This is a genomic window from Sulfurimonas sp. (assembly GCF_028694895.1).
Taxonomy (GTDB): Bacteria; Campylobacterota; Campylobacteria; order Campylobacterales; family Sulfurimonadaceae; genus Sulfurimonas.
In genome coordinates this window covers 1-26,369 of sequence record NZ_JAQVKA010000004.1, presented here as the reverse complement: position 1 = coordinate 26,369, position 26,369 = coordinate 1, and the positions used below count along the sequence as shown (strand labels likewise).

Annotated in this window: 31 protein-coding genes; 8 read left to right on the top strand and 23 right to left on the bottom strand. The window is 35.0% G+C overall.

The window, feature by feature from the left end:
• Window positions 1–3: 3 nt before the first annotated feature.
• Window positions 4–942, top strand: a complete 939-nt coding sequence (locus tag PHI38_RS01350) for a DUF234 domain-containing protein (protein ID WP_299851715.1) — start codon at window positions 4–6, stop codon at window positions 940–942.
• Here PHI38_RS01350 and PHI38_RS01345 read toward each other — a convergent pair.
• From PHI38_RS01345 to PHI38_RS01260, 18 genes are all read right to left on the bottom strand, one after another.
• On the bottom strand, window positions 939–1,739 hold the full coding sequence (locus PHI38_RS01345) for a J domain-containing protein (RefSeq protein ID WP_299851713.1): 801 nt from the start codon (window positions 1,737–1,739) through the stop codon (window positions 939–941). The two genes, PHI38_RS01350 and PHI38_RS01345, sit on opposite strands and share 4 nt — an antisense overlap.
• A gap of 72 nt (window positions 1,740–1,811) precedes the next feature.
• Window positions 1,812–2,279, bottom strand: coding sequence for a DUF2780 domain-containing protein (locus PHI38_RS01340; protein ID WP_299851711.1), 468 nt, complete (start codon window positions 2,277–2,279; stop codon window positions 1,812–1,814).
• A gap of 10 nt (window positions 2,280–2,289) precedes the next feature.
• Window positions 2,290–3,144: an N-carbamoylputrescine amidase gene (gene aguB, locus PHI38_RS01335; RefSeq protein WP_299851709.1), complete on the bottom strand. Its 855-nt coding sequence runs from the start codon at window positions 3,142–3,144 to the stop codon at window positions 2,290–2,292.
• Window positions 3,145–3,156: 12 nt separating this feature from the next.
• A complete protein-coding gene (locus PHI38_RS01330; protein ID WP_299851707.1) occupies window positions 3,157–4,233 on the bottom strand; it encodes a CNNM domain-containing protein in 1,077 nt (358 codons plus the stop codon).
• A gap of 138 nt (window positions 4,234–4,371) precedes the next feature.
• Window positions 4,372–5,400 (bottom strand): DUF475 domain-containing protein, encoded by a 1,029-nt coding sequence (locus PHI38_RS01325; protein WP_299851705.1) that lies wholly within the window; start codon window positions 5,398–5,400, stop codon window positions 4,372–4,374.
• 50 nt (window positions 5,401–5,450) lie between these two features.
• Window positions 5,451–5,777 (bottom strand): cupin domain-containing protein, encoded by a 327-nt coding sequence (locus tag PHI38_RS01320; protein WP_299851703.1) that lies wholly within the window; start codon window positions 5,775–5,777, stop codon window positions 5,451–5,453.
• The gene (gene amrB, locus PHI38_RS01315) at window positions 5,758–6,546 is read right to left on the bottom strand and encodes an AmmeMemoRadiSam system protein B (protein ID WP_299851701.1); all 789 of its coding nucleotides are present in this window, start codon (window positions 6,544–6,546) and stop codon (window positions 5,758–5,760) included. Before amrB ends, PHI38_RS01320 begins: the two co-directional genes overlap by 20 nt.
• A complete protein-coding gene (gene amrS, locus PHI38_RS01310) occupies window positions 6,543–7,532 on the bottom strand; it encodes an AmmeMemoRadiSam system radical SAM enzyme (RefSeq protein WP_299851699.1) in 990 nt (329 codons plus the stop codon). The genes amrB and amrS overlap by 4 nt, the downstream gene beginning before the upstream one ends.
• The gene (amrA, locus tag PHI38_RS01305; RefSeq protein ID WP_299851697.1) at window positions 7,513–8,085 is read right to left on the bottom strand and encodes an AmmeMemoRadiSam system protein A; all 573 of its coding nucleotides are present in this window, start codon (window positions 8,083–8,085) and stop codon (window positions 7,513–7,515) included. Before amrA ends, amrS begins: the two co-directional genes overlap by 20 nt.
• 10 nt (window positions 8,086–8,095) lie before the next feature.
• The gene (locus PHI38_RS01300) at window positions 8,096–8,965 is read right to left on the bottom strand and encodes a TIGR01777 family oxidoreductase (RefSeq protein ID WP_299851695.1); all 870 of its coding nucleotides are present in this window, start codon (window positions 8,963–8,965) and stop codon (window positions 8,096–8,098) included.
• Window positions 8,966–9,021: 56 nt separating this feature from the next.
• On the bottom strand, window positions 9,022–11,259 hold the full coding sequence (locus PHI38_RS01295; RefSeq protein ID WP_299851693.1) for an AAA family ATPase: 2,238 nt from the start codon (window positions 11,257–11,259) through the stop codon (window positions 9,022–9,024).
• 131 nt (window positions 11,260–11,390) lie between these two features.
• Window positions 11,391–12,140 (bottom strand): DNA methyltransferase, encoded by a 750-nt coding sequence (locus PHI38_RS01290; protein ID WP_299851691.1) that lies wholly within the window; start codon window positions 12,138–12,140, stop codon window positions 11,391–11,393.
• The gene (locus PHI38_RS01285) at window positions 12,127–12,399 is read right to left on the bottom strand and encodes a hypothetical protein (RefSeq protein WP_299851689.1); all 273 of its coding nucleotides are present in this window, start codon (window positions 12,397–12,399) and stop codon (window positions 12,127–12,129) included. The genes PHI38_RS01290 and PHI38_RS01285 overlap by 14 nt, the downstream gene beginning before the upstream one ends.
• A gap of 80 nt (window positions 12,400–12,479) precedes the next feature.
• Window positions 12,480–13,400, bottom strand: coding sequence for a type II restriction endonuclease (locus PHI38_RS01280; protein ID WP_299851687.1), 921 nt, complete (start codon window positions 13,398–13,400; stop codon window positions 12,480–12,482).
• Window positions 13,397–15,088 carry an AIPR family protein gene (locus PHI38_RS01275; protein ID WP_299851685.1) on the bottom strand — a complete coding sequence of 564 codons (1,692 nt, stop codon included), beginning with the start codon at window positions 15,086–15,088 and terminating at the stop codon, window positions 13,397–13,399. The genes PHI38_RS01280 and PHI38_RS01275 overlap by 4 nt, the downstream gene beginning before the upstream one ends.
• Entirely contained in the window at window positions 15,079–15,966 is an 888-nt protein-coding gene (locus PHI38_RS01270; RefSeq protein WP_299851683.1) for a DNA adenine methylase, read from the bottom strand. Before PHI38_RS01270 ends, PHI38_RS01275 begins: the two co-directional genes overlap by 10 nt.
• An 86-nt stretch (window positions 15,967–16,052) precedes the next feature.
• Entirely contained in the window at window positions 16,053–16,934 is an 882-nt protein-coding gene (glyQ, locus tag PHI38_RS01265; protein ID WP_299851681.1) for a glycine--tRNA ligase subunit alpha, read from the bottom strand.
• Between the two features lie 44 nt (window positions 16,935–16,978).
• Window positions 16,979–17,659: a MerR family transcriptional regulator gene (locus PHI38_RS01260; protein ID WP_299851679.1), complete on the bottom strand. Its 681-nt coding sequence runs from the start codon at window positions 17,657–17,659 to the stop codon at window positions 16,979–16,981.
• Between the two features lie 100 nt (window positions 17,660–17,759).
• Between PHI38_RS01260 and PHI38_RS01255 the strand changes: the two genes are divergently transcribed.
• Window positions 17,760–18,290: a carboxymuconolactone decarboxylase family protein gene (locus PHI38_RS01255; RefSeq protein ID WP_299851677.1), complete on the top strand. Its 531-nt coding sequence runs from the start codon at window positions 17,760–17,762 to the stop codon at window positions 18,288–18,290.
• 2 nt (window positions 18,291–18,292) lie between these two features.
• On the top strand, window positions 18,293–18,736 hold the full coding sequence (locus PHI38_RS01250; RefSeq protein WP_299851674.1) for a DsrE family protein: 444 nt from the start codon (window positions 18,293–18,295) through the stop codon (window positions 18,734–18,736).
• A 4-nt stretch (window positions 18,737–18,740) separates the two neighbouring features.
• Here the strand turns inward: PHI38_RS01250 and PHI38_RS01245 are convergent, their stop codons facing one another.
• The 5 genes from PHI38_RS01245 to PHI38_RS01225 all read right to left on the bottom strand — a co-directional run bounded on the left by PHI38_RS01245 (window position 18,741) and on the right by PHI38_RS01225 (window position 22,734).
• Entirely contained in the window at window positions 18,741–19,598 is an 858-nt protein-coding gene (locus tag PHI38_RS01245) for an ARMT1-like domain-containing protein (protein WP_299851670.1), read from the bottom strand.
• Between the two features lie 15 nt (window positions 19,599–19,613).
• Entirely contained in the window at window positions 19,614–20,087 is a 474-nt protein-coding gene (locus PHI38_RS01240; RefSeq protein WP_299851667.1) for a DUF3972 domain-containing protein, read from the bottom strand.
• Between the two features lie 21 nt (window positions 20,088–20,108).
• Window positions 20,109–20,606 carry a 5-(carboxyamino)imidazole ribonucleotide mutase gene (gene purE, locus PHI38_RS01235; protein ID WP_299851664.1) on the bottom strand — a complete coding sequence of 166 codons (498 nt, stop codon included), beginning with the start codon at window positions 20,604–20,606 and terminating at the stop codon, window positions 20,109–20,111.
• A gap of 107 nt (window positions 20,607–20,713) precedes the next feature.
• Entirely contained in the window at window positions 20,714–22,006 is a 1,293-nt protein-coding gene (locus tag PHI38_RS01230; protein WP_299851661.1) for a peptidase U32 family protein, read from the bottom strand.
• A complete protein-coding gene (locus PHI38_RS01225) occupies window positions 22,006–22,734 on the bottom strand; it encodes a chemotaxis protein (protein ID WP_299851658.1) in 729 nt (242 codons plus the stop codon). Before PHI38_RS01225 ends, PHI38_RS01230 begins: the two co-directional genes overlap by 1 nt.
• Window positions 22,735–22,821: 87 nt before the next feature.
• Here PHI38_RS01225 and PHI38_RS01220 point away from each other — a divergent pair, with 87 nt between their 5' ends.
• The 5 genes from PHI38_RS01220 to dapB all read left to right on the top strand — a co-directional run bounded on the left by PHI38_RS01220 (window position 22,822) and on the right by dapB (window position 26,268).
• Entirely contained in the window at window positions 22,822–23,601 is a 780-nt protein-coding gene (locus PHI38_RS01220; protein WP_299851654.1) for a histidinol-phosphatase, read from the top strand.
• Window positions 23,602–23,677: 76 nt separating this feature from the next.
• Complete coding sequence (trxA, locus tag PHI38_RS01215) at window positions 23,678–23,998, top strand: thioredoxin (protein ID WP_299851651.1); 321 nt, start codon at window positions 23,678–23,680, stop codon at window positions 23,996–23,998.
• Window positions 23,999–24,015: 17 nt separating this feature from the next.
• Entirely contained in the window at window positions 24,016–24,501 is a 486-nt protein-coding gene (locus PHI38_RS01210; protein ID WP_299851648.1) for a hypothetical protein, read from the top strand.
• 18 nt (window positions 24,502–24,519) lie between these two features.
• Complete coding sequence (trxB, locus tag PHI38_RS01205; protein WP_299851792.1) at window positions 24,520–25,461, top strand: thioredoxin-disulfide reductase; 942 nt, start codon at window positions 24,520–24,522, stop codon at window positions 25,459–25,461.
• A gap of 39 nt (window positions 25,462–25,500) precedes the next feature.
• Window positions 25,501–26,268 carry a 4-hydroxy-tetrahydrodipicolinate reductase gene (gene dapB, locus PHI38_RS01200; RefSeq protein WP_299851645.1) on the top strand — a complete coding sequence of 256 codons (768 nt, stop codon included), beginning with the start codon at window positions 25,501–25,503 and terminating at the stop codon, window positions 26,266–26,268.
• The last annotated feature ends 101 nt before the right edge of the window (window positions 26,269–26,369 follow it).

Below are 26,369 nucleotides of genomic sequence, written 5' to 3'. Positions count from 1 at the left end.
CCCATGGTAAAAACTAAACTTTTAGAGCAGTTTCGCTCATTTTATGCAAGAAATTATCCAGATGATATGGAGACTCAGATTGAGTATTTTGCTATCTTTGGCGGGCTTGGCTGGGAAGTAGATACTACAAAAGATGCTTCTTTACTTATTAAAGAGCTTATTCTTGATAATTATAAAGAACTCAACAAAAAGATGCAAGAGCTAACTCTCTCAAGTTCACAATGTTTGAGGCTTCTTAAAGCTTTAGCCATTGGAGATAGAAAGATTTTCTCAGCTTTTAATAGAGCAGGACTGAACAACGCAAATGGAGGAAGTGCTCTCAACTATCTTGAGCAAAAAGGTCTAGTCCAAATAGAGTACTCAAGAGAGGAACCAACCCGTCCTGCGCGCCCAAACGAGAAGCTAAAGCGAGAAGAAGCCAGACATAGAATCTCGCATAAAGTACTATTCACTCACCCTTTTGTAAGATTTTGGTTCTACTTTATAGCACCTCATGCAAGAGAGATAGCACTTCGTCAATATGATGGATTTTTCAAAGCCTTTGAAACAAGACAAAACAGTTATACAAGTTTAGTTTTTGAAGAGCTCTCAGAGATACTACTAAACTACAATCTAAGAGACTCTCAAATACTTAGTTCAGGAAGCTACTGGGACGCTAATGTTGAGATAGATATACTAACAATCACACAAGATGATAAAACCTATGTAGCTGAGTGCAAATGGACAAACCATAAAGTAACTAAAGCGGAGTGGACTAAGATAGTAGATAAATGCAAAAAAACAGGTATCGAGCCTACACAAATAATCATATTTTCAAAAAGAGGATTCTCAAAAGAGTTATTAAAAAATGAGGGTAAAGAACTCGCTCTTTTTTGTGCAAAAGACTTTGAAGCACTTTTAAAAAAATCAAATGAGCAAGAGCTAATAGAATCTCTGTTTTAGCTAGCTCTTAGTGCTGCGTATGCTTCTTGTAGGAGCTGAAACTTCTGCGTGTAACGTTTTATCATATATGGTGGTTCGTTATGAAGCTTATCTGGATGATAAACCTTTGCTAGCTTTTTGTAGCTCTCTCTTAGCTCGTCTTGGCTCGCTCCAACTGGGCACTCCAAAACCATATAGAAGTAGTTTTTCTCTCTATCTTCTTCCTCTTTGCAAAGACTACCAAAGCTATAGTGTGCAAATTCGCTATAGAGTTTACTCATAAAGCGGTTATCGTAGGTATAAGTTATTTGATAGTGTAAAACACTACGTTTATTTAAAGTCTTATCTAGCCTCTCTCGTGACTTTAAATCAGACAAATCAAGAACCAAAGAGTTATCTGTTCCTCGCTCTATATATATATCAAGCTGTGAGCGTAAATAGCTCATAACCCATGAGTTGTCTCTATCTAAAGTAATCAGTACTCTATTTTTATCATATGCGTAAAGATTTACTTTTATGTTTTGAGGCTCTTGTGCTTTGTTTAGCTCTATTCTAATTGGTTGATTTCCAAATTTGAGCATTGAGCGTAGGAAAAATTCGTGTGAGAAGTCATGTTTTGCGGCGTGGTGCTCGCTTAACTCTTTTATAAAATCTTTTCTTACATCACTAAGTGTTTCATTTCTAAAGATAAGAACTGCTTTATCTAAAAAAAGCATCCCTCTTGCATGATGACTTAAAAAGTCTCTCATCCAAACACTATTTAGTGTATCGAAGTCCGTATTGATAAGAATAAGATTATTGCGTAAAACAATCTCCATGTACTCTAACCTTTATTGGATATTTTAGCTTTTAAAGCAAAAACAGTTCCAATAAAAGCTATTTATAGCCCTTTAGAGTTCTAATGCACCTACTAATGCAGTGATTATTTCAGGAGATGCATACTCTTTTGCATATTCAACAATAGTATCTTTAAATGGAGCAATCATTGATGCGTCCATTCCTAAGAGTTTAAACTTACTCTCAGTAGATGATGTGCCCAAAAGAGAAGAAGCAGCAGGGGCTGACGTTAAAACAGAGCCTAAGGCAGGAGCTTGTTTTGTAAGTTCTGAGAACTCTGAGGGTGCCATTTTATCTTTTGCATCACCAAGAAGTATTGCTGCACCGCCTGCTGCTTGAGCTTTTGTTACTCCAAGTGCGCTTAGTGATGATAACAAAACATTATCCTCAGTTTTTGTCTCTGTCTTGCTATCTGACATCAAAGGAGTAGCCGCTTTCATCATAGAACCCATATCAAATGCGCTTAAATGTGTAGATAGTAGAACTGCACTTAGAAGTGCTATAACTTTTACTTTTTTCATTTTTATACCCTTATTTTTTTGGTTCACAGATTTTAGCATACATTTTTGGTTCTCTATCTCTGATAAGTCCCCAATACTCTCTCTGTTTTTGGTTATCTTCTATATCAAAAGAGGCGTAGATAATCTCTTCTTTGTCTCTGGACGCCTCTGCGATTTTTGCACCAGTATAATCTGTTATAAAAGATGATCCATAAAAGTTAAGAGTGCAGCTCTCGCCACTCTCTTGCCCAATACGGTTTGCAACAACTACTGGAACTGTGTTTGTAGCAGCATGTCCCATTTGAACTCTTTGCCAGTGCTCCTTAGAATCAAGGTGAATCTCAGGCTCGCTACCAATTGCCGTAGGATAAAAGATTATCTCTGCTCCCATAAGAGTAAGTGCTCTTGCAGTCTCACAAAACCACTGATCCCAGCAGATACCAACGCCTATCTTAGCATACGCTGTATCGTAAACTCTAAAACCTGTGTTACCAGCTTTGAAGTAGAACTTCTCCTCGTATCCAGGGCCATCTGGGATATGAGTTTTGCGGTAGTTATCCATGATAGTGCCATCAGCATCGGCAACGACCAGAGAGTTAAAATAACCCTCATCACTCTTTTCAAAATAGCTTATAAGGATTACTACTTTTAACTCTTTTGCCAAAGAGGCAAATCTTTCTATAAGCTTATTTCCTTCTTTTGGAGATGCCCATGAGAAATATTTTTCATCCATGTCTTTACAGAAGTAGTGTCCTTCAAAGAGTTCTGGTAGAAGTATAATCTCTGCACCATTTGAGGCAGCTTCTATCGCCAGTCTATAGGCTTTATCAACATTTGAAGCTTTATCTTCACTCATACTCATCTGAACTGCACTTACTTTGACCATGATGAACCTTATCTAAGCTAATTTGGCTTTTTCTATCTTTTTTCGCTCAACTTTCATACGATCTTGGAAGAGCTTACTTTTATCTTTTGCAAAGAGCTGCATATCTTCGATCTCATCCATCTCATCAACAATCTCAACACCTAAGAGTGTCTCAATCGCATCCTCAAGACTTACAACTCCTACAGTTTGACCATAGTTGTCAAAAACTATAAAAAGGTGAGTTTTTCGCTTTACAAAAAGGTCTATGAGCTGTGGAACTGGAAGGTTCTCTGAGACCATATGAACTTCATGAGAGATACTCTCTAAAGTTATTTCGTCATGGTCTTCATTACTCTCTTCAAGGATTTTTTGATTAAAAACAATTCCTACAATGTCATCTAAAGTATCTCTAAATATTGGTATTCGTGAGTGAATATACATTCTATCATCTTCAATAGCTTCTTCGATTTTTGTATCTGCTCTTAGAGCAAAAACAACACTTCTTGGAGTCATAATATCTTTTGCTTTTATATTTTTGAGTTTGAGTAGGTTTTCTATTAAATCACTCTCTTTTGATAGTATGGCACCTTCTCTCTCACCCATAGCAACAATTGCCATAATCTCATCACGTGAAAAATTACTCTGGTAAGGTTTATTTTTAGATATAAAGTTTGTCAAAATAGATGACACCCATGTAAAAGGAGTGCTAATAACCATCATAAATTCAATGATATAAGCAGATGGAATTAAAAGCTTCTTCCAATAAAGTGCACCAATAGTCTTAGGGATAATCTCTGAGAGGTATAAAATAAGCAGCGTTACAACAAATGCAACAAGAGCTTGCCACTCCTCTCCAAAAACTATTTGTGCTTGAGCACCAACACCTGCAGCACCCATTGTGTGCGCAAATGTATTAATTGTTAAAATAGAAGATATTGGTTTGTCAATATTTGATTTTAAATTCTTTAGTTTATTTACTAAACTATCATTTTGTCCATTTGATAAACTCTCTACATATGAGTTTGTGCTTGAGAGTAAAACTGCTTCAAGAATAGAACAGAGAAACGATACTATAAGAGCGATTAAAAGGTAAGTAATAAGAAGTGTCATAGAACTTTTCCTATGAACATATTGGTAAAACTACGCGAGTCTGGGTCGCTTTTGGTCATTTAATATTTCCTTAAAAAATTTTGGAGTGAATTATAGCACATTATAATTACTACTATACTTTTATAAGCTAACAACGCCTTATGAAGAGAGGCGTTTTTGCTTGATAGATGAATATAAAGAGAGTAGTATAAAAGCTACTCCTACAAGCCCTGTAAATATTTCAGGAACATGAAACTTCATTCCAAATAGCATGATAAGGGCTAAGATACCAATAGCATAGTGTGCACCATGTTCGAGGTATATATATGCGCCAAGGGTCTCCTTTTCTACCAAATAGATAGTTATAGATCTTACAAACATAGCTCCGATACCAAGCCCTAGCATGATGACCACAATATCTTTTGTAATTGCAAAAGCACCTATTACTCCATCAAAAGAGAATGATGCATCTAGAACTTCAAGATATAAAAAGCCACCAATGCTTCCTTTTTTTACAACATTTGCGATATCGCCATCATTATGCTCTTTTTCTAAAACATAGCCCAATATATCAACACTCACATAAACAACAATCCCCCAAAGACCAGCTGTAAGAACAACTAGTTTATGCTCTTGATCTACAAAAGAGGTAAAGAACATCAAAATAACTATCGATATAAAAATAGAGATAGCCTCAATCTTTCCAAGCATTCCAAGTTTCTTCTCTATAACTTCAATCCAATGAATATTTTTTTGCTCATCTAACATAAAATTAAGGAAAACTAGGAGTAAAAATATCCCTCCAAAAGCAGATATCTCTGCATGATGCGCTATCAACTTACTTGAATACTCTGTAGGATTATCAAGGGCGAGGTTCCAAACTTCCAAGATTCCCATATCAGCAGTTTGAGCAACTATGACAAGTGGAAAGAGAAGTCTCATACCAAAAACAGCTATCAAAATACCTACAGTTAAGAAGAGCTTTCTCCAGTACTCATCCCAATTTTTAAGAATTGATGCATTTACAACGGCATTATCAAAAGAGAGTGAAACTTCCATAAAAGCCAAGATTAGCGTAACTAGCATCATGTTAAGTGCGCTACTCCATCCGCCAAGGTGATAACCCCACCATAACGCAATAAGTAAAGAAGTAAATGTAAAAATAAAAGAGAATCTAAAATGGCCCAAAGGGAGTCCTTATAAAAAATTTTAAAAGTTTAGCTAAATATTAGAGTGCTTTAGTAATGAATTGCTAACCAGATACTCTCTTTTTCTGGAGCAGTCCAAGAGACTCTATGTTTTTTATGTGCAGGTATGTTTATATACTCTCCAGCCTTTAGTTTTACATCATCCTCATCTAAAAATGAAAGCACCGCCTCCCCGCTTAACAAAATAACCCATTCATTTTGTTCTTGATTGTACCACTCACCTTCTTTTGTTGTATGTCCATAAGAGACTATCCTCTCTATCTTTATCTCTTTGCTACTTTGAAGTGTCTCAAAAAACTCCTCTTTTAGCGAAGCGGGAATGTCTCTAAATATATTTTTACTCTTCAAAACAAGCACTCACATATCCAACAACGCTGCTCTCATCTGCAGTAGCATCTGCACTTGTTCTATAATCTAGTATATATGGAGTTAAACCTCTCTCTTTTGCACTAAGAAGTAGTGCCTCAACTCCGATAATCCCACATGCTTCACAACCACTGTGGAGTTTTTTTATATCTATCTTCTCTATGGCTTCTACGCAGACACTATCCACTCTTAGGGCCTTTTCTTGTGTGTGAAAATGGCTCAAATCTGTACTTATGATAACTCCAACGTCATTATGCTTGAGAGCAAAATCTATAATTTTAGATACATTTGATGGCTCTGTAAAAGAGTAAACCAACTCCACGATAGAAGCACCCTCTATATAGTGCTTTATAAATGGAAACTGCACCTCAGTGCTATGTTCAAAGTGTGCATCACGACGACAAGAGAGCGAAAAAGTCTCGCTCAACTCTTTTGCAAGTTCCAAAGAGCCAGAGAGTGAGCCAAATGGTGTCTCATAAGATGTGAAATCACCCAGAGATATCCCCTCAAACCCTACTCTATGTGATGGACCGATAAGTAGAAACTTTTTTATACCACTCTTTTGTAAAATCCTATACGCTATATTTGCGCTGTATCCTGAGTAGATATACCCCGCATGTGGAACGATTACAACTCTGCTTTTTATATCTGGCAAAGTGTTATCTTCATCGTAAGAGGTGCTAAAGTGTTCAAAATATCTCTCTAACTCAACTGCTCTTGCTGGGTAAAAGCTCCCAGCCACGCTCATCTCTCTTTTCATCTCCATACCCCTGCTATTAGCTCGCCACAGTTTGTACATTTAGAGTCTTGAAGGTTAAGTATCTTCGCCTTATAGCCTTCTCTACTTACGAGTTTTGTTTGACATTTTGGGCAGTATGTTGAGCCATCGTTTGCTATATTTCCAAGATAGACATACTTTATACCAAAACTTTTTGCTATCTCTTTTGCTCTTTGCATTGTCGCCATAGAAGTTGGAGGGGTCACATCCATTTTATAGTCTGGATGAAAAGCGCTAAAGTGCCATGGAACATCTCGTCCTAGTTTTGTAACTATAAACTCCGCCATCTTCTCTATCTCCTGTGAACTATCATTGACCTCAGGGATAAGCAGTGTTGTTATCTCTAGCCAAATCTTACTCTTTGAAAACCCGATTAAAGACTCTAAAACTCCATCAAGGTCAGCCTTTAACACCTTTTTATAATAATCATGCGAAAAGCTCTTTAAGTCAATATTTGCCGCGTCAAGCCACGATGGAAGCTCCTCTAAAACTTCTTTGGACTCATATCCGCTAGAGACAAAGATATTTTTTAGCCCCTTCTCTTTTGCAAGTACGCCTATATCTTTTGCGTATGGATACCAGATAGCTGGCTCGTTATATGTGTAGCTTATACTCTCGCACTTATTCTCAAGTGCGAGATTTACAATATCCTCTGGCGTATAAACTATGCTCTCATCAACCTCAGTTGTTTGAGAGATAGAGTAGTTTTGGCAAAATGGACATCTTAAGTTACATCCAACTGTACCAATTGAGAGCGAAGTTGAAGCTGGTAGAAAATGGTATAGTGGTTTTTTCTCGATTGGGTCTATATTTATTGCGCTTGGATGTGAGTAGGTTTTATTTACAAGCTCTGAGTCTATGTTATAGTTTATGCCACAAATTCCGGCTCTACCCTCTTTGAGTGTGCAGTAATGTTTGCACAAAAGACATGTTATGCTATCTTCATCATTATAGTGGAAGTACTTCATCAAAATTCTCCTCTATCGCCTCAACTCTATATCTATATATACTTGGGTGATATGCAAAAACGCTGGGATTTGTTCCAGCCTTATAACTTAGATGTTCTAAAAAAAGTTCTGGTGTTTTTAGATCATCCCAAACCTGAGGTAAAAATGTTCCCTGATATGAGCCATAGTTTAAGATAAGCCCATCTTTAAACGGTGTTACCTTTTTTAATAAATCCTCATAATCCTCATACTCTAAAATCTCTGGAGGCGTAAGTATAGAGACTTCAAGGTTTAGGTTTGACAACTCCTCTTTACTTAGAGGGTTAAACCTTGGGTCTTTAAAAGCAGCTGAGATTGCGTTGCTTATAATGTCATCAAGAAGGGTTCTATGCGCTATGATAGAGCCTATGCAGCCTCTTAAGTTTCCGCTATACTCTAGCGTTACAAAACAAGCACCCTTCTTTTTTAAAAATGGATACTTATCTAGGAGCGTCTCTTTATCAAAACTATAACTACCATCAAACTTGCTTAAAATCGCACTCTTTGCAACTCTTAAAACTACAGCATCTATCATAACAAATCTCCTAACTAACTATCTCTTGAAGTGCATCTTTAAAGTTATCATACTCGTAAGCAAACCCGCTCTCAAGAAGCTTTGATGGATATACCTCTTTTGAATCAAGTATAACACTAGCACCCTCTCCATAAAGAAGTTTTAGCACAAATGCAGGAAGTGGGAAGATAGTTGGACGGTGTAGAACTTCTCCAAGAACTTTTGTCTGCTCTTTGTTGCTAAGTGGATTTGGCGCGCAAAAGTTTACAGAGCCACTTATATCTGGAGTTTTGATTATAAACGCAACTGCTCTCACCAAATCCTCTATATGAATCCACGAAACCATCTGCTCTCCGCCTCCAACAATACCGCCTAAACCAAGCTTAAAAGGTGGAAGCATCTTCTGTAGTGCGCCACCCTCTTTTGCAAAGATAACGCCAAAGCGCATCTGTACGTTTCTTACTCCAAACTCACCTGAGCGTCTCGCCTCTGCTTCCCAATCTTTACACAGATGTGCTAAAAAATCATCTGAGAATTCCTCTGAGTTGTCATCATGCGTCATATCTGATTTATAGATTCCAACAGCTGAAGCATTTAAAAAGAGTTTAGGTCTCTCATGGCAGAGTTCAATAGCATCGACCAGTTTTTTTGTAGTCTCTATACGGCTTGAATATAGAACTTTTTTATACTCTTTGCTCCACTTTGAGAGGATTGTAGCTCCACTAAGATTTATCAAGATATCGCATCTATCTATCTGCTTTGCCACATCTTCTACAGGTACGCCACCCATAATCTTTACTTCTATAACTTCATTATGCTGAGATAAAAAATACTTTGTAAGTTTAGAGCCAACCAAACCACTTTTCCCGCAAATCGCTACTTTTAGTCTATTTCCTGCCATGATTAACTCCACAACTGATATGAAGCTATTATAAGTACAAGTATATAAATTAGCGCTTATAACTCTAGAAGGACTGTATCTCTTGCGGTAATATCAAGCTTGCGACATGCACTCTCAAAGGCCATGCTCTCGCCTACTAAGATGCACTTATGCTTTGCCCTTGTAATAGCTGTATAGATGAGTTTTGTGTTGTGCATGATGTAGTGCGAAAAACTCATAGGAATAACTACTATATCGTACTCCATGCCTTGAACTTTGTGGATAGTAAGCGCGTAAGAGAGCATCAGATGCGACTTTAACTCTTCATACTCATAAACAACAACAACATCCTCATTTGGATAAAAAACGAACACTTGTTCATCATCCTCTTCTATCTTAAAAAGTAGTCCACTCATCCCGTTAAATATTCGTCTTTGAGCAGAATCTTCGCCCACTTTAAAACCCTCGCCACTCCAAGAAGTCATGTTTTCATTTTTTGTATGGACTACTTTATCCATAAGTCTAAACTCTGAAAAACCTCTTTTTACGCACTTTTTTGGGTTTGGGTTAAAGTAGTTTTGCAGGACAATATTTAGGTTGTTTGAGCCAAGAGTTCCGCCTTTCATAGGCGTTATAACCTGAAAGTAGTTTAGGTACTCTTTAATACGTTTATTGCTCAGTCTATATCTAGCTTTCTCAATTGACTCTAAAACTTTATGAGCAATAACCGCGACTATTTGCGCAGAGTTCTCCTCTCTTTGAGTTGAGAGTTCCGCTTGAGTGAGTTGGTTTTTAAGAGCATAGTAGTTTTGCATACTAACATCCACAAACTCAAAATCCTCATACTCCTTTTTATACTCAGGCACCACTCCCAAACGAATATCATTTGCTATAACCGTTATCGCTTTATCTTCACTTTGTCTATATATCTTTGTAAGTTTGACTATCGGTGCAAGTTCTAATGTTAAGACATCACTGAGCACATTTCCAGCGCCTATAGGAGGAAGCTGTGCATCATCTCCGACAACTATCAGCAGAGCATCTCTGCTAACTTTTCTAACCAATCTTGCAAACAAAGATGAGTTTATCATAGAGGCTTCATCTATCAAAACAACCGAATATGGGAAATAGTCTCTCTCTTCAAACTTCACCAAAAGTGATTGTATAGTTGCACTCTCATAGCCCGTAGTATCGGCTATGCGCTGTGAAGCGATACCGCTAAGAGCACAGGTGATAATCTCTTTTTTATCATATTTTATATTTAACAAATCAAGAATAGTTTTTGAAGTGGTGCTCTTTCCAGTTCCCGCATATCCAACTAAAAAGAGTATAGATGCGCCTTCGTTTATCTTCTTGACAGCCTCTTTTTGCTCATCTCCAAGCTTTAAATCATGCTCGCTTAAAAACAGATCCAAATCTTTAACAAACCCACCATTTTCAAGCTTTGCTCTTCTTTTAAACTCATCATATAAGAACTTCTCTGCGTCATAAAGACGTGAAGGAGAAAGACGGTCGTTCCTCATGAGAACTATACTTCCCTCACTAACTCTCTCAACTAGTGTCGCTTCATATATATGATTTTTATCACTAAAACCAAGCAACTCATCTAGCTCACGAAAAAGGATATCTTTTGCCACACATGAGTTTCCTTGCTGCTCACAGTAGTTCAAAAGCACATAATCCATAGCCGAGCCGATGCGGTTTTCATCCTCTTTTGCTACGCCCATCTTCAGTGCTAACTCATCCGCTCTTTTAAACCCGATGCTATTTATGGATGTCAAGATGTAGGGATTATTTTTTATCTTAGCACACGGCTCATCCACATCTCGCATAGCCGTTGCGATGGTAGTTAAAAGTGCGGGAGTTACATCATAAGGAGTTAAAAACTCCCCTATCTCACGCATGGAGCGAAACTTTTTCCAAGAAGCTTGTATCTTTTTGAGACGTTTTTCCTTGATACCGCTAAACTCCAAAAGCCTCTCGATGTCATTGTCCAAAACATCAACAAGCCCCTCATTCCCAAAGTGCTCAATCAACTCTGCGGTAAGCTTTTTAGTAAACCCTTTTACTATCTTGTTGAGAAAGAAAAAAAGCTCATTCTGGTTTACTTTGATATGTTCAAACTTAAATGTCTTCCCATACTTCTTATGCTCTTCCCAGTGCCCCCTAAGAGTTACAGCACTATCTTTGATATGTGAAATTTCACTCTCAAAATAAGACCCACTAATCTTTTCCCCACTCTTTAGCACAGCTATAAAAAAAGCTTCCTCTTCAAAGAGGATTTTATCAATTTGTCCGATTAGAGTTTCATTCAAGTTTTAAACCTATATATTTTTATATATTAATTGCGGATATTTTTGTTAATGTATTATGCCTTTTTATACCCTATTTATGGCTTTTGTATATTTTAAAAAAATAAAAATTGCGGATATTTTTGCGGATAAAACTAACTCTTTTTAAATACAAAAAGGTGCTCATGCATAATAAGCAAAAAATTTGCTTCTTTACTTTTGTTTACCCAAAAGCCTGTAGCTTTACAATTATGTTGATGTTTGATTATGTCTTCTTTGAGCTCGAAACCAACTTTTAAAAATCTTTGCATCACCATAAAAGCCATAGGTTGATACATTTTATTTCTTCTAGTATCGCCTATCAAGATTGCACAATATTTATCTTTTTTCAAAACTCTATAAAACTCATTTGCAACTTTTTCCATCTCATCACAAAACTTTTCTAAATCATGTATATTTGATAGGTCTTCTTCTATCTTTTTATCACTATACTTGATTATGTCTGCATAAGGTGGATGATTTAAAATGAAGTCTATTGTTTCATCTTTTAAGATTGACAAATTTCTAGCATCATTTAACTCAACTCTTATTCTAGGATTGTATTCACATTCAAAATTAAGCGCATTATTTGTCAGTTCTATCGCGTTTGGATTGATATCTAAGGCTAAAAGACGACGGTTTAAAAGTTTACACTCAACAGCAGTTGTTCCTCCGCCAATCATCGGATCTAACAAACAATCTTTCTCTTGTGAATATCTAAGTATAAGATTACGAACAACTTCAGGTGCCCAATTTCCTCTATATTTTGAGTTATGAGTCGCCCAATTCCCACGTCTTCTAAAGCTCCAAACTGTTGCACACTCTAGTTCAAACTCTTCAGGGTGAAGTTTTTTAATCTTTGCCATGAATCAGTACCAAAGGATTTTCATGCTCTAAAGAATAATCTATAGTTTCATTAGTTGTAATAAAACTTTGAAATGTTTTTTTATCTTTAAACTCTATAAGAACAATATCTTGCAAAGTCTCTACATGCGCCTCTTGTGGGCACAGATCATAATAATGCTCCCAATTTTGCGTACCGCACATAACAAGATGGTCTGCAACCTCTGTTTCTAGCGTATCTACATCTAAGATATAAAGGGATTTGAAATAAGTAGTATTCATGAAAACCTCTTTTATTAATATAAAATATTATATCAAATTGAAAAAAGAGAGAGTGATAATATGACAAATTGTCATATATTTTAGTAAGATTTGCTGAGAACTATTTCTTCGAGAATTCCATTTTTTAACATGTCAAGATTAATTACATAATCATTATGTTCTACAGTTTGTTCTAAAGCATTAGTCATTTTCAACCATCCTTTTCCATCTGTAATCCAAACAAATTCAATATTTTGACTTTTTAATAAAACAAATAAATCTGTATACTCTCGCGCAATCGAATTTGGCTTTGAACCACTACTACTATAATAGTTAACTTCAAATATATATAATTTATGCTTCTTAGTATCATAAAGTACAAAATCAAATCTTCTATCATTTTTCTTTTTTTCATCAGCATCAATTTGTGTCTTAACATCTATGTTAAATTCTTTTAATATATGAACTTTTGTAGCTTCTCTTAATAATTTAAACTCTTTATGCTCTTTGATAAAATTATTCATAAAATTTTCACAAAGTTCTTCCATTAGTTTGCCAGTTCTATTTTTTCTTGCATTTGTATCAAGCCCAACTTCAACACCATAACAATAATCAACTAAGTTTTTTACTGATTTACTTTCAAATAAGTATTTCAATCCACTAATATTGAAAAAAATTAATAATTCTTTTTTTATATTTTCATCAATTGGATCATTGAAGATATATTTCTTATTTTCAGCATTTAATAGTTCTTCATCTGTAATAACTGATGTTTCAGATAATTTATTGTTTCTAATTGCAATTAAAATAGGTAAAATCTTTCTTACTTTAGGATACTCTTCCACCAAAGATAAAAACTCCTCTTCAAGATTTTCTTTGCCTATTAAATAATTAAGAAGATTGAGCTCTTTTTCTATTTTCTTTATATTCTTTTTTACTTTTTCAAAGTCAGTAAAATAATCCCATGTAAAAATTGAATCTTGGAGGGTATTTTTTAGAATTTCAAATTTCATTTTTATCATAAGCCCAACTCTGACAAATAAGCTTTTGGCGTACTCCCTTTAAATAATACTGCATCTGAGAATTTTTCTTTTAATTTTTCTTTTTCTTTACCACGTATAAATTCAATATACTCGATTGCTTTATCATAAAAATTCATTAATTCATCATTAGAAGCAATGAGAGAAATAAAATACATTATGTAATACGTTGCATGTGATAAAAAAGGTTTACTTTCTAATAGGTCGATCTTTTTATTCTCTATTTCAATATATAAACGGTAAGCTTTTAAAGCTTTCTCAGCTGTAATGTTGTTATCAAAGATTTCATTATATTTAGTAGAAAAAATGATACTCTTTTTATTTTTTGCTTCACCTGGCATTTGTACATAGTAGCTTAGCATAGCTTGTCCTAGTTTTTCAGCATCTATTCTTTCTTCCTTGTTCTTGTCTTTATGTTGATTCTTTTTTCGCTCATAATAATATCCTGAAGCTACTAACTCTTTTTCTAATTTAATTTGAACAACATCAATAGATCTAATGTCTCGATTAGTTACTGGATTTTGATTATTTGTATATTCTGCTATTTTATTTTTAAAACTTTGATCTTTTGTCTCATATATTCTACATAATAGAGAAATATCATCAAAAAAATCTTTGTTTTCAGTCATAGCATCTTTTAGAGAGTGGATAGTCTGACTGCCATTTACAATTTGCAACCCTTTTAAAATTATTGGCATAGCTCTATGCCCACGATAATCAAATTCCTCACATGTAATAGTTATTCCATTATTATAAAAGAAAAACTTTTTACTCTCTTGTTCATCTAAAGCAGTACTTTTAATATTTTTATTAACATTGGTACCTTGTTCTTTATATACTCTCACATTATCTTCAAAAGCATTTTCATTAATATAAGATTGATTTATTAAAATATCATCAGCTTCTAAGTTATTGCGTAATTCTTTATCATTGGAAACAATTCTAATTAAATCTTTTGCATATATTTCAACAATTAATGCTCTTCTACCAAATTCGCTTTTTTCAAAAAAATGATTATCAACAATTTTAAATCTGGCATCTAGCTGTTCACTATAGGAGGTCAGTTTTTGAACTATAGAATCTAAGAGAATATATTGAAAACCAGTCCCTCTAAACATTTTCAGTCTTTCTGCTAATCTATTTTCTTCATCTGTTGTAAAACCTTCATATATATTTGCACTAAAATATATTTGGAATGAAAACATAACCCCTTTTTCTTGTGCAGAAAAAATTTCATTGAGTTTTTCAAGTATTTTTGGATTTGAGTTAGCATCAGGTTTTCTTTCAAATACTGCAGTAAGGAAATTTAAAACTTTATCAATTTCATTACTTTCAAACTTAGCATTTTTTGCTTTTTCATAATTTGATATATGTTTAAAATTAAACAAATGAACAATTTTATTCTCTTCATCTATAATAATTGCATCTATTCCTCTATCATGTGGATAATGTTTTTTATCTATGTAATCAGATTGTCTTGTAATAAAGCTTGTATCAGTAAGTGAGTTGTATATTTCATCATCTTGAAGATCAAATATTTCTTCAAGAATAAAGAACATGTAAGCAATAGATTTTTCTGTAAACTTGTATTTTTTTCCATAAAAATCTAATGCTAAACTAACTTGAGTATCGGTTAATTTAAAATCCTGAAACGCTTTTATTATTTGCATAACAAACCTTTTATGTTATTTTTTACTAAAACTTCACTAATCTTTCCGCGTCCATTACTTTTGCTATTGATAAATCTATTAGCTTGGATATTTTTAATTTCAAATTTTTCATATAACTCATTTATAAAATTAGTATCTGAATTTGAGTGCATGACATGACTCTTTTGTTTTGCTAATTTATCAAATACTTCAAAAAGCTCTCTTTGTTCTTTATCTAAAAAACTATTTTCATTGTAAGAGGTAAAACTTGAAGTTGGTGTAAGCGGATAATACGGAGGATCAAAATATACGAAGTCATTTGCTTTTGCATGTAAAAGCACATCTTTGTATGAATTATTTAAAATCGTGGCATTTTGCAGAGCTTCACTAGCATTATAAATAACAAGCTCATCACAAATATTTGGATTTTTATAACTCCCAATAGGCACATTGTGATAACCTTTACTATTCACACGATAAAGCCCGTTAAAGCAAGTCTTGTTTAGATAGATAAATCTTGAAGCACGCTCTATTTCACTTCTTTTTAAAAAGTTTTCTTCTCTATCCCAAGCCCTTACTTCATAATAAAACTCTTTAGAGTGTTTTTCTTTAAATTTTTGAAGTTCTTTTACTAAGTCAAAAGGATTGGATTTTACAATATTGTAAGCGTTGATAAGTTCTGAATTTATATCAAAAAGATAGACATTTTTATCTTTTAAAAGCCCTAGTGAATAAAGTTCAAAGAAGAGTGCGCCACCACCTACAAAAGGCTCAAAATAGTTATTAAATTCCTCTGGAATAAGAGGAATTATTTGAGATAAAAGACCCCTTTTACCACCAACCCATTTTACAAATGGTTGATACTTTGTAAAATTAGATTGATTTAGCGGTGCAGTCATTTTCTCATCCTAATTAAATTTCATTATTTTGAAGTATATGATCAAATAAATAAAAAAGTTCTATTTCATGACAATCTGTCATATATTTACGCCTTAACCCTCTTATTTCTCTCTTCTTCTTGTGATTTATAGAGTTCTGCGCAACCTTTTGATAGTTCGCGGATTTTTAGGATGTAGTTTTGTCTCTCTGTTTGGCTGATTGCTTTTCTAGCGTCAAGAACGTTGAAAGTGCTTGCTGCCATCATACATAAGTCATATGCAGGAAGAGGAAGCCCAGCTTCTAGGGCTCTTAGGCACTCGTTGCTTTTTGCGTTGAACTCTGCAAACAACATGTCAGTGTCTGCTACTTCAAAGTTGTATTTGCTAAACTCTATCTCTGCTTCTTTGTGAACGTCTCTGTATAGAGTTTTTCCATGCTCATTCTCGCCCCAAACTATATCAAAAACAGTGTCCACGCCTTGAAGATACATCGCAAGGCGCTCTGTTCCGTAAGTTATCTCAACTGCGACTGGATTACACTCTATACCGCCGACTTGTTGGAAGTAGGTAAACTGTGTAACTTCCATACCATTTAGCCAAACTTCCCAGCCAAGCCCCCATGCACCGAGAGTTGGAGACTCCCAATTATCCTCTACAAAACGGATGTCATGGTTTTTTACATCAAGTCCTAAGTACTCTAAAGACTTTAAGTATAGCTCTTGGATATTGTCAGGTGATGGTTTTATAAGTGCTTGAAACTGGTAGTAGCTTCCCAGACGGTTTGGGTTCTCACCATATCTTCCATCAGTTGGACGGCGACTTGGTGCAACATAAGCAACAGCCCACGGAGTTGAGTCAAGGGAGCGTAAAAATGTAGCTGGGTGAAAAGTTCCAGCTCCCGCTTGAATATCGTAAGGTTGGACAATATTGCAACCCTGTTTCATCCAAAATTCTTGTAGTTTTAGTAACATCTCGCTAAAAGTTATCATAATTGCCTCTTTTAAAAATTATGAGATTATATCAAAGCAATACTTTACTTTTTTGAAATCTCCTCTTTGAGAGCCTCATATAAAACTTTATGTGTTGAGCGTCCTTGCATGTACTCTTTTGCTACAAAGAGAGTCTCAAACATAATCTTCCATAAAGTAGAGAAGTTCTCATCATCTCTTATTGCACATAATTTTTTTTGCATCTCATACTCAAGTGTAGAGAGCGCTTTTGCATGACTTGCGTACTCCCTTAGGATGCTATACTCAACACCAATACCTTGAAAGTTCTTTACAAGTTTGACGATAGAAGCCTCTTTTTGTGTAAAGTCATCGCTCCCTAAAGGCAGTAAAATCTCATCTTTTAGTAGCTCTTCTAAAAGCTCTACGTCAACTTCATACTCTTTTATAAACTCCTCTTTTGTGTAGTGCTTGGCATCTTTTGGGATATTTTCTAGTGTCTGCATCATAGGTGCTATCATAGAAAATGAGCTGGAGAGAGAACTATTTTTATTTTTTAGCATACTCTTTATCTCTTCATTAGAGCTTCCCATCTCTTGTTTCATGTACTTTATATACTCTAAAAGCTCTACATGCTCATCTGAGTATCTATGAACATTTGATTTTAGTTTCTTTGCCTCTGGAAGTAGTCCTTCTCTTATGTAGTATAAAATTGTTGATTTTGGAGTTTGAGTGAGTTCTACTATTTGAGATATTTTATATTTCATCTTTTACCTGTTTACTTTTATCTAAGAATTGTATTCTATAATTCTAAACGTTAAGTACAACTTAACGTTTTTAAAGAGACTAAACAAAAAAAGGGAAAATATGGCACATATTAAACTACCAGAATTTGAAGATATGACTCCTTCTATACAAGATAGAGCGCGTCCTATACTAGAAAAAACAGGAAAACTTGGCGAGATTTTTAAGCTTATGGCGATGGATGAAAAAGTCTATTTTGCAACTGATATGATGATTCAAAAATACCTCCTAGATGAGACAACACTCTCTTATGACACAAAAGAGGCTATCGCCCTTCTAGTCTCAAAAGAAAATGGATGTAAAATGTGTGTGGATGTTCATAAAGGCATCGCAAAAATGCTAGGGCTTAGTGATGAGAAAATTGAGAAAATATTACAAGGCGTTGATGCCATGAACATTGATGCAAAAGAAAAAGCTCTTCTAAACTTCTGCCTAAGAGCTGCACAAAAAGATAGTTACAAGATACTAAAAGAGGATATCGACGCTATAAGAGATTTAGGTTATAGTGATGCACAAATCCTTGAGGCAGTTGCAATAACTGGATATTTTAACTATATAAATACACTCTCAAATGTTTTTGGATTAGGAGAATAATCATGAGAAATATTTTAATTTTAATCACTCTTTTTTTAACTACGCTTAGTGCGCATGAGTACAAAACTGTTTTTGACTGTAATTCAAATGATATGTCATACATAGCTAGTCGAATGTTTTTAGTTGAGAGAACTATGGATATGATTGAGTCAAATGGTGATAGTGTAAATTTTGCTATAACTCTACATGGAAGCTGCGCTAAGATTGTCTCTAAAGATTATGATATGCTCGTAAAAGATGATGAGATACAAAATGCAAAACTAGCTCAACTTCAACTGATAAAACTTGATAAAAAGGGCGTTAAAATAGTAGTTTGCGCAATGAGCCTAAACGCAAATGCAATTGATGAGAGCAGTGTAATCTCAGCTGCAAAAATCTCTCCAAACAGCTTCTTAGAAACCATCAAGTATCAAAACGATGGTTATGCGCTTATGGTGTTTGAGTAATTTTTTATACGATTTTACAGATGATATCGCCTATCTCTTTTTGCAGGTGTGCTCCAACTACTGAGCACTTTACTTTTAGCAAAAAGCAGATATTAGCCCTATGTGATGGGCTTAGGCACTCATAATTTCCCATCCCTTTACTTATAACCAAATCAACACTATCAAAAACTTCTCTAGAGTAAGAAGAAGCTCTGCTATAGGCAAATCCAGGAGTGTTTACACCACTATCAATTAGCTCACAAAGCTCATGAAACCCAGCTTCCTCTGCCTCTTTCATAGTAACATCGTTTATGATTGGGTTTCCACGAACCATATATGAAAACTTTGTTTTAGGGTAAAACTCTTTGAGTACCTCTATAAACATATAGTCAAAGATATGCTCGCCTACATTATCGCCTATGACTAAAACACTCTTTGCCTCATCTAACTTTTTTTCAAAGAGAGAAAAGTCATCATGTGCAAATTCTGTATAAAAGATTTTATCAAGCTCCTCTTTGAGGTCAAACTCAACTTCAGCCGCGAGGTCTATAACATTACCCGCCACCGCTATTTTTGTAGCGGTTAAGAGCTTATCTTTAGAGTTTAATATTTTCTCTTTTAAAAGTGGAACAAAAGAGAGTGCTTTTTTTGTTGACAGCTCTTTTACTTCATCATATAAATCTACTTTATTAGCAAGAAGAGCCATTTTTTCATAAACATAAGATGCAATTTCAGGAGGGGTATCACTAAAAGAGAATGACTTACTCATCTCTTGTACTGTAGAGGTTAATTTTTTAAAGAGCAACTCATCTGCGCCAATTGCATTTGCTACTTTTGTGCTTTGGTTTATTATGCATGTAACGCAAGCTTCATCTATCGTCATATTTTAAAATATCTACTATTTATCAGTATGTTCATCTATAGCTTTGTTCCACATGAGTTTATATTTTCTTCTCATAAACTCAACTTCTTGTTGTGAGAGTTTTAGCTGTTCTTGAAGTGTATGTATAGTTACTCTATCTTCATCATAAAGCTCTTGAAGAGAGCCTAATGCTTCTCTTAGAAATTCATTTTCAACTCTAACAGCTTTTAGAGTCTCATCTTTTGCATCAAGAACTTTTTCATGTAGATTTATGATGGTGCCTATTGTCTTTTCAACAAACTGAGGCTGAACCAACATCTCTTTTGTATTATGCGCAGAGAGCTCTCTTAGTTGGGCGGGAACTACCTCTCTTGCACCTTTAGATGGGTCGATGTATCTTATACCGTCTTCAACTTTTAGAGTAAGCTTACCTCTTTGTGCTAAATCATCAATAGCTGATATATCTAACCCTGTAAGCTCCATATACTCTTCATCACGCATCCACTTCATTTTCGCCCCTATTGCAATTTTTTAAGGTAAAATAGTCTCTATCTCTAGCGAATCCATCTCAACTTTTTTAGCCTTAGCTATACGATCCTCTTTTAGCTTAACAGATAACTCTTCGTTATCAAGTGCTAAGATTTGCATAGCTAGATATGCAGAGTTGATTGCTCCTGCTTTTCCTATTGCTACCGTAGCAACTGGCATTCCAGCCGGCATTTGAACAGTTGATAGAAGTGCATCTATCCCACTAAGTGCAGATGCACTCATAGGAACTCCAATGATAGGTTTTACAGTTTTAGAAGATAAAACACCAGCTAGGTGCGCAGCCATACCAGCTGCTGCAATGAAAACTTGAGCACCTTTTTTTTCTGCTTTTACAATATAATCTTTTGTTCTCTCTGGTGAACGATGCGCTGAAGAGATGATCATCTCATAAGAGACACCAAACGCCTCTAGCGTATCTGAGCAAGATTTCATAACCTCATAATCACTTCTGCTGCCTATTACAATTGAAACAAATTTCATCTATCCATCATCCTTATTTTTGATAGTTGATTATATCATAGCTTTTTAAACTTTTTTTTGATGTTAGGCTTGATAAAGCCATCCAAGCATAAAGCAGATAAAAGCTTTTATGCTTTTGGATATGCTCCCATATCTGGCGTAGATGGGATTCTTAGAAATGTATAAGCAGGTAGTTTTATAGGAAGTGTTATAGGGTTTAAATTTCCACTATGTACCTCATCCCAAACTTTTTTATTCTCAGCTAAAAGTTTTTTTAGCTTCATGTAAACTCTGCCGTCTCTCTCATAAATAGTACCTATCTCATTATCTACCATCTCTATCTTTGCATCAAGCGGAGCAACAAGTTCTAACTCATCATTAGGCAGAGTTTTGTATTTGCACAAGAAGTGTGTTCCTCGCTCATCTACTTGTCCGCTAACCTGATGAGTTCCAAGTTGCATAGTAAAATCTAGACTTTGTGTATCATGCTTTTCAAAAGGTCTTGAGATAAGATAAGCGTCTGTGTAGCCTCTGTTTTGTAAAGATTGTAACTCATATTGATATTTCTCTACATCGTTTATACCGTTATAGTAGTCATTCAACGCCATTCTATAAGCTTTTGCAGTAACTGCCGCATAATATGATGTTTTTGTGCGCCCTTCAACTTTTATAGAATCAACCGCACCAGTATCTAGTATCTCTTTTATATGCGAAGCAAGATTTAAATCTTTTGAGTTCATGATGTAAGTTCCAACACCTTCATCCTCTTCAAGCTTAAAGAGCGTCCCTGTTTCTGGATTTGCTGCGTACATCTCATAAGGAAATCTACAATCATTTGCGCAACTTCCACGATTTGGAACTCGTCCACTTTGTAGAGTTGAGATGAGGCATCTTCCACTATATGCAAAACACATAGATCCATGGACAAATACTTCAAGCTCCAAATCTGGAAGCTCTTTTTTTATCTCAACCAAGTCCCTAAGCGAAATCTCTCTAGCTGTAATGATACGAGTAGCTCCCATGTCATAGTAAACTTTTGCATCTAAAACATTCATAACATTTGCTTGAGTTGAAAGGTGAAGCGGCATATCAGGAGCTAGCTCATGACATAGTTTAAGTACACCTGGAGTTGCTATTATGAAAGCATCTGGCTTTAACTCTGCCATCTTAAGTATATGTTTTTTCAGTAGATTTAGTTGTGAGTTAAAAGGAAAACCATTGATAGTTGCATAGACTTTTTTACCTCTTGCATGTGCATAAGCAATCCCCTCTTCAAACTCTTCAAAACTAAACTCTTTACCAGAGCGGATACGAAGTGAGAAGTGACTAACTCCACCATAAACAGCGTCTGCTCCAAAATCAATAGCAATCTTTAATTTCTCTAACGTCCCAGCAGGAGACAATAACTCAACTCTATCCATTATTTTGCAAAACTTGCGAGTAGTGCTTCTATATCTTCATTTGAAGCGAGTTCATTATGAGTATCACCTACAATATGTTGAGCAGAAGAGACTCTCTTCTCATCGTCAATTCTACCTTCAAAAAGAGAGTTCATATAGTTAGAGAGTGCGCGCATAACATTTATAACACGCTCTATCTTTTGACGATGAATGTCTTGATACTGCATAATATCCATAACATTCATAATAGAGTCTCCACCAGATTGCATAGCCTCTATTATCTCATTTGCTTCATCTAATGCTGCGTTATTTTTTTCTAAGTGTGTTGCAAAAGCTTCAACATCTGGAAATTTTTTATTTAATGTTTTAAAGAGCTCTATATTACTATTTAAAGTTTCAACAATATTATTTATAAACTCTTCACTCTCCACAAGTTTGTTAGAAACACCATCAATAATGTCAAATATTTCACTAGCTTTCTCTTCGCTCTCTTTTGTAACATCATCCAATTGATGTACCATTTTGTTCTCATCAGTAGCAGGCAAAGGCCAATGGTGAGAAGTTTGCTTTGTATATCCAGCTGGTTTTGAGTCGTCAGTCTCTTTTAGTTCGTCATCTTGTAAAGTTAAATCATCTGATAGTTCTTCTTCTATAAAAGATTCTTCATCAGAAGTACTTTTTTCATCCTCAAAAGAGTCTAAATCATCAATATCACCACTCATCAAAGCATCAAGTTCTTCTTGGGTCATAATCAATTTCTCCATATTTGTAAAATTAGCTAAATTTATTGTTTGACACTATAATATCATAAAAATATACAAAATTGGAATGAGAAAATGATAGTTGACCTACATAATCACACTAAGCTTTGTAACCATGCAGAGGGTGAAATAGCCCAGTATATTGATAAAGCGATTGAGTGCAATATTCAATACTTTGGCTTCTCGGAGCATGCAGCAATGAATTTTGATGAAAAATATCGCATGAGATTTGATCAGATGCGCGAGTATGAGCAAAACATTCTAGAAGCAAAAGAGCACTATAAAGATAAAATAGAGATTCTCTTAGGCTATGAGGTAGATTATCTAAGAGGCTACATGGATGAGAGAGTATTAAATGCAAAAGTAGATTATCTTATCGGAAGTGTGCACTTTATAAATGAGTGGGGATTTGATAACCCTGAGTTTATAAAAGATTATGAAAATCAAGATATTGATGAGATTTGGCAAAAGTATTTTAACGCAATCGAGGAGATGGCAAAGAGCAAACTATTTGATATAGTAGGCCACCTAGATTTAATAAAAATTTTTAAATTTATGCCAAAGGGCAACATTGTAGATATAGCAAAAAACGCTCTTTTGGCAATAAAAGAATCTGGTATGTCTGTTGAGATAAACGTTGCAGGTTTTAGAAAACCAATTGCAGAGGCATATCCATCACCTGAGCTACTCAAAGAGATTAAAAGATTAGACATTCCTATAACATTTGCTTCAGATGCGCATAAACCAGAACAAGTTGGCCTCTTTAGTGATGAAACTATGAAAATGGTTAAGGAATTAGGCTTTAGTGAATGTGTAATTTATCGTAAGCGAAAAAAAGAGTTTATAAAATTTTAATAGATTTGTTATAAAGCAATTTTAAAGACTTAGCTTTGTATAATGCCCCAAATACAAAAAAAGCAAGGAAATTAAAATGGGAAAATATATAGAATTAACTAGCGCAGATTTCGAAGCAACACTGGGTGAAGGTGTATCTTTAGTTGATTTTTGGGCACCTTGGTGTGGGCCTTGCCGTATGATTGCTCCAGTAATTGAGGAGTTAGCAAATGATTACGATGGTAAAGCTAAAATCTGTAAAGTAAACACAGATGAAGAGCAAGATATCGCTGTAAAATTTGGTATCCGCTCTATCCCAACTATCATGTTTTTTAAAGATGGAAAAATGGTAGATCAAGTTGTTGGAGCACAATCTAAAGCTGCTCTTGCACAAAAAATCGACGCGCTTTTAGCGTAATCTTTAAGAGTGCTCCGGTGAAGCAAAGAGGCAAAAGTCTCTTTACTTTATCTACTCTTCTAGCCTCTTTCTTTGGTGCAGCTATGATAGCTGCTACTTTTGCTTACTTCAATTACAAATTTGCTGAGTATAAATTTATCGACTTTAAAGAGTGGGTGTTTTATGAGCAAAAAGAGATATTTAAACCAAGCGATGAAAACTATATAATCGTCTTTTATTCTTCAAAAGAATCTGGCACTGCAGAGCTTCTCTCTCAAACAAATCTTAAGTATAAAATCTTAGCAATTGATTACTACAATCAAGCATTTACAAATACGCAAAGTACAACCTTTCTTAGGTCTGGGACAAAGACCTCACTTAGCTTTATACAGAGGTTTAACATCTATGAATCCCCATCTATATTCTTTATAAAAAAAACAAAAGAGCAGATTTATAAACAAGATAGTATGATACTCAAACTAGATAATTTGCATGAATTATCGAATAAAATAAGAGATTTGTAAAAGGAATATATATATATGATTTTAGATTGCGCAATTATAGGTGGAGGGCCAGCTGGTTTAACTGCTGGACTCTACACAACTCGTGGTGGATTAGAAAATGTTGTTATGTATGAAAAAGGTATGCCAGGTGGTCAAATTACTCAAAGTTCTGAGATAGAAAACTATCCAGGTGTAACAGGAGAAATTAGCGGAATGGATCTTATGATTCCATGGCCCCAGCAGTGCCAAAAGTTTGGCCTTAAGCATGAGATGGTAGCTATTCTTAGAGTTAGCAAAGATGGAGATACTTTCAATATTCATAAAGATGACGGCTCAATAACGCAAGCACATAGCGTTATTGTTTGTACTGGTTCATCTCCAAGACGTGCTGGATTTAAGGGTGAGGATGCATTATTTGGAAAAGGTGTAAGTACTTGTGCTACATGTGATGGATTTTTCTATAAAGGAAAAGAAGTTGTAGTCATCGGTGGCGGAGATACAGCCCTTGAAGAGGCACTCTACCTTGCTAAGATATGTTCAAAAGTTTATCTTGTTCATAGACGTGATACATTTCGCTCCGCTCCAAACACAGTTGCTAGAGTAAAAAGAACACAAAATATAGAGTTAGTTTTAAACTCCTCTCCAGAAGAAGTTTATGGCGATGAGATGGGTGTTACTGGGATTCTTATAAAAAATAATAACGGTGAAGTTCGCGATATCAAAGTTCCTGGGGTGTTTACATTTGTTGGAAATGATGTGAATAACCAAACTCTAAAGCAAGAAGATGGTACTTTCTTATGTGAAATGAATAAACAAGGTGAAGTTATTGTTGATATTAGTATGCAAACTTCTGTAAAAGGACTTTTCTCAGCTGGAGATATGCGTATAGCAGCTCCTAAACAAGTTGTAAGTGCAGCTGGAGATGGCGCGGTTGCTGCATTAAAAGCAATCTCTTATGTTGATGAGCTACTAAATCACTAAGATAAATTTTAAATGTTATAGAAATAAAAGGGGAATAAAATGGTAAAAGTTGGTGTTTTTGGCGCAAATGGAAGAGTTGGAAAGCTCCTCCTAGAAGACCTTAAAACGACTGAAAATATTAGTCTAAGTTCTGTATTTGTAAGAAACTCTCTTGATTTTTCAATAGACCCATCAGTGCTTGTTAGTACTGATATGAAGTCATTTCTTAATGCATGTGATATAGTTATTGACTTCTCACTTCCTGAGGCTTGTGAAACACTACTCGAAGCTGCACTTAAAACTCCAAAACCTTTAGTAATTGGTACTACAGGATTAAACACTCATCAGTTAAACCTTCTAAAAGAAGCAAGTAAAAATATGCCTGTTCTTTATGCTACAAACATGTCTTTAGGAGTAGCTCTTTTAAACAAGCTTGTACGCGAAGCTTCTGCAGCTCTAGATGGCTTTGACATAGAGATAGTTGAGATGCATCATAAACATAAAAAAGATGCACCAAGTGGAACGGCACTTACTTTAGCAGAATCAGCAGCAGCTGGACGTGGTTTAGATCTTGATAAGGTTCGCATTAGCGGAAGAGATGGAAACATTGGCGAGAGAAGCAGTGATGAGATAGCCGTTATGGCTCTTCGCGGTGGAGATATCGTAGGGCGTCATACCGTAGGCTTTTACAATGATGGCGAATTTTTAGAGTTAAATCATACAGCTACTTCAAGAAATACATTTAGTAAAGGTGCAATCAGAGCTGCTTCTTGGTTAGCTAAAAAAGAGTCAGGTCTTTACTCTATAAGTGACTGTTTAGAAGTTTAAATCAATTTTATTTTAATTTGATTTTAGTGTAATCGCAAAAATAGTTGACTATTTAGCCAAGGAGAGAAGTGTGCTAGAAGATATGAATGAAAAGTGTGCAG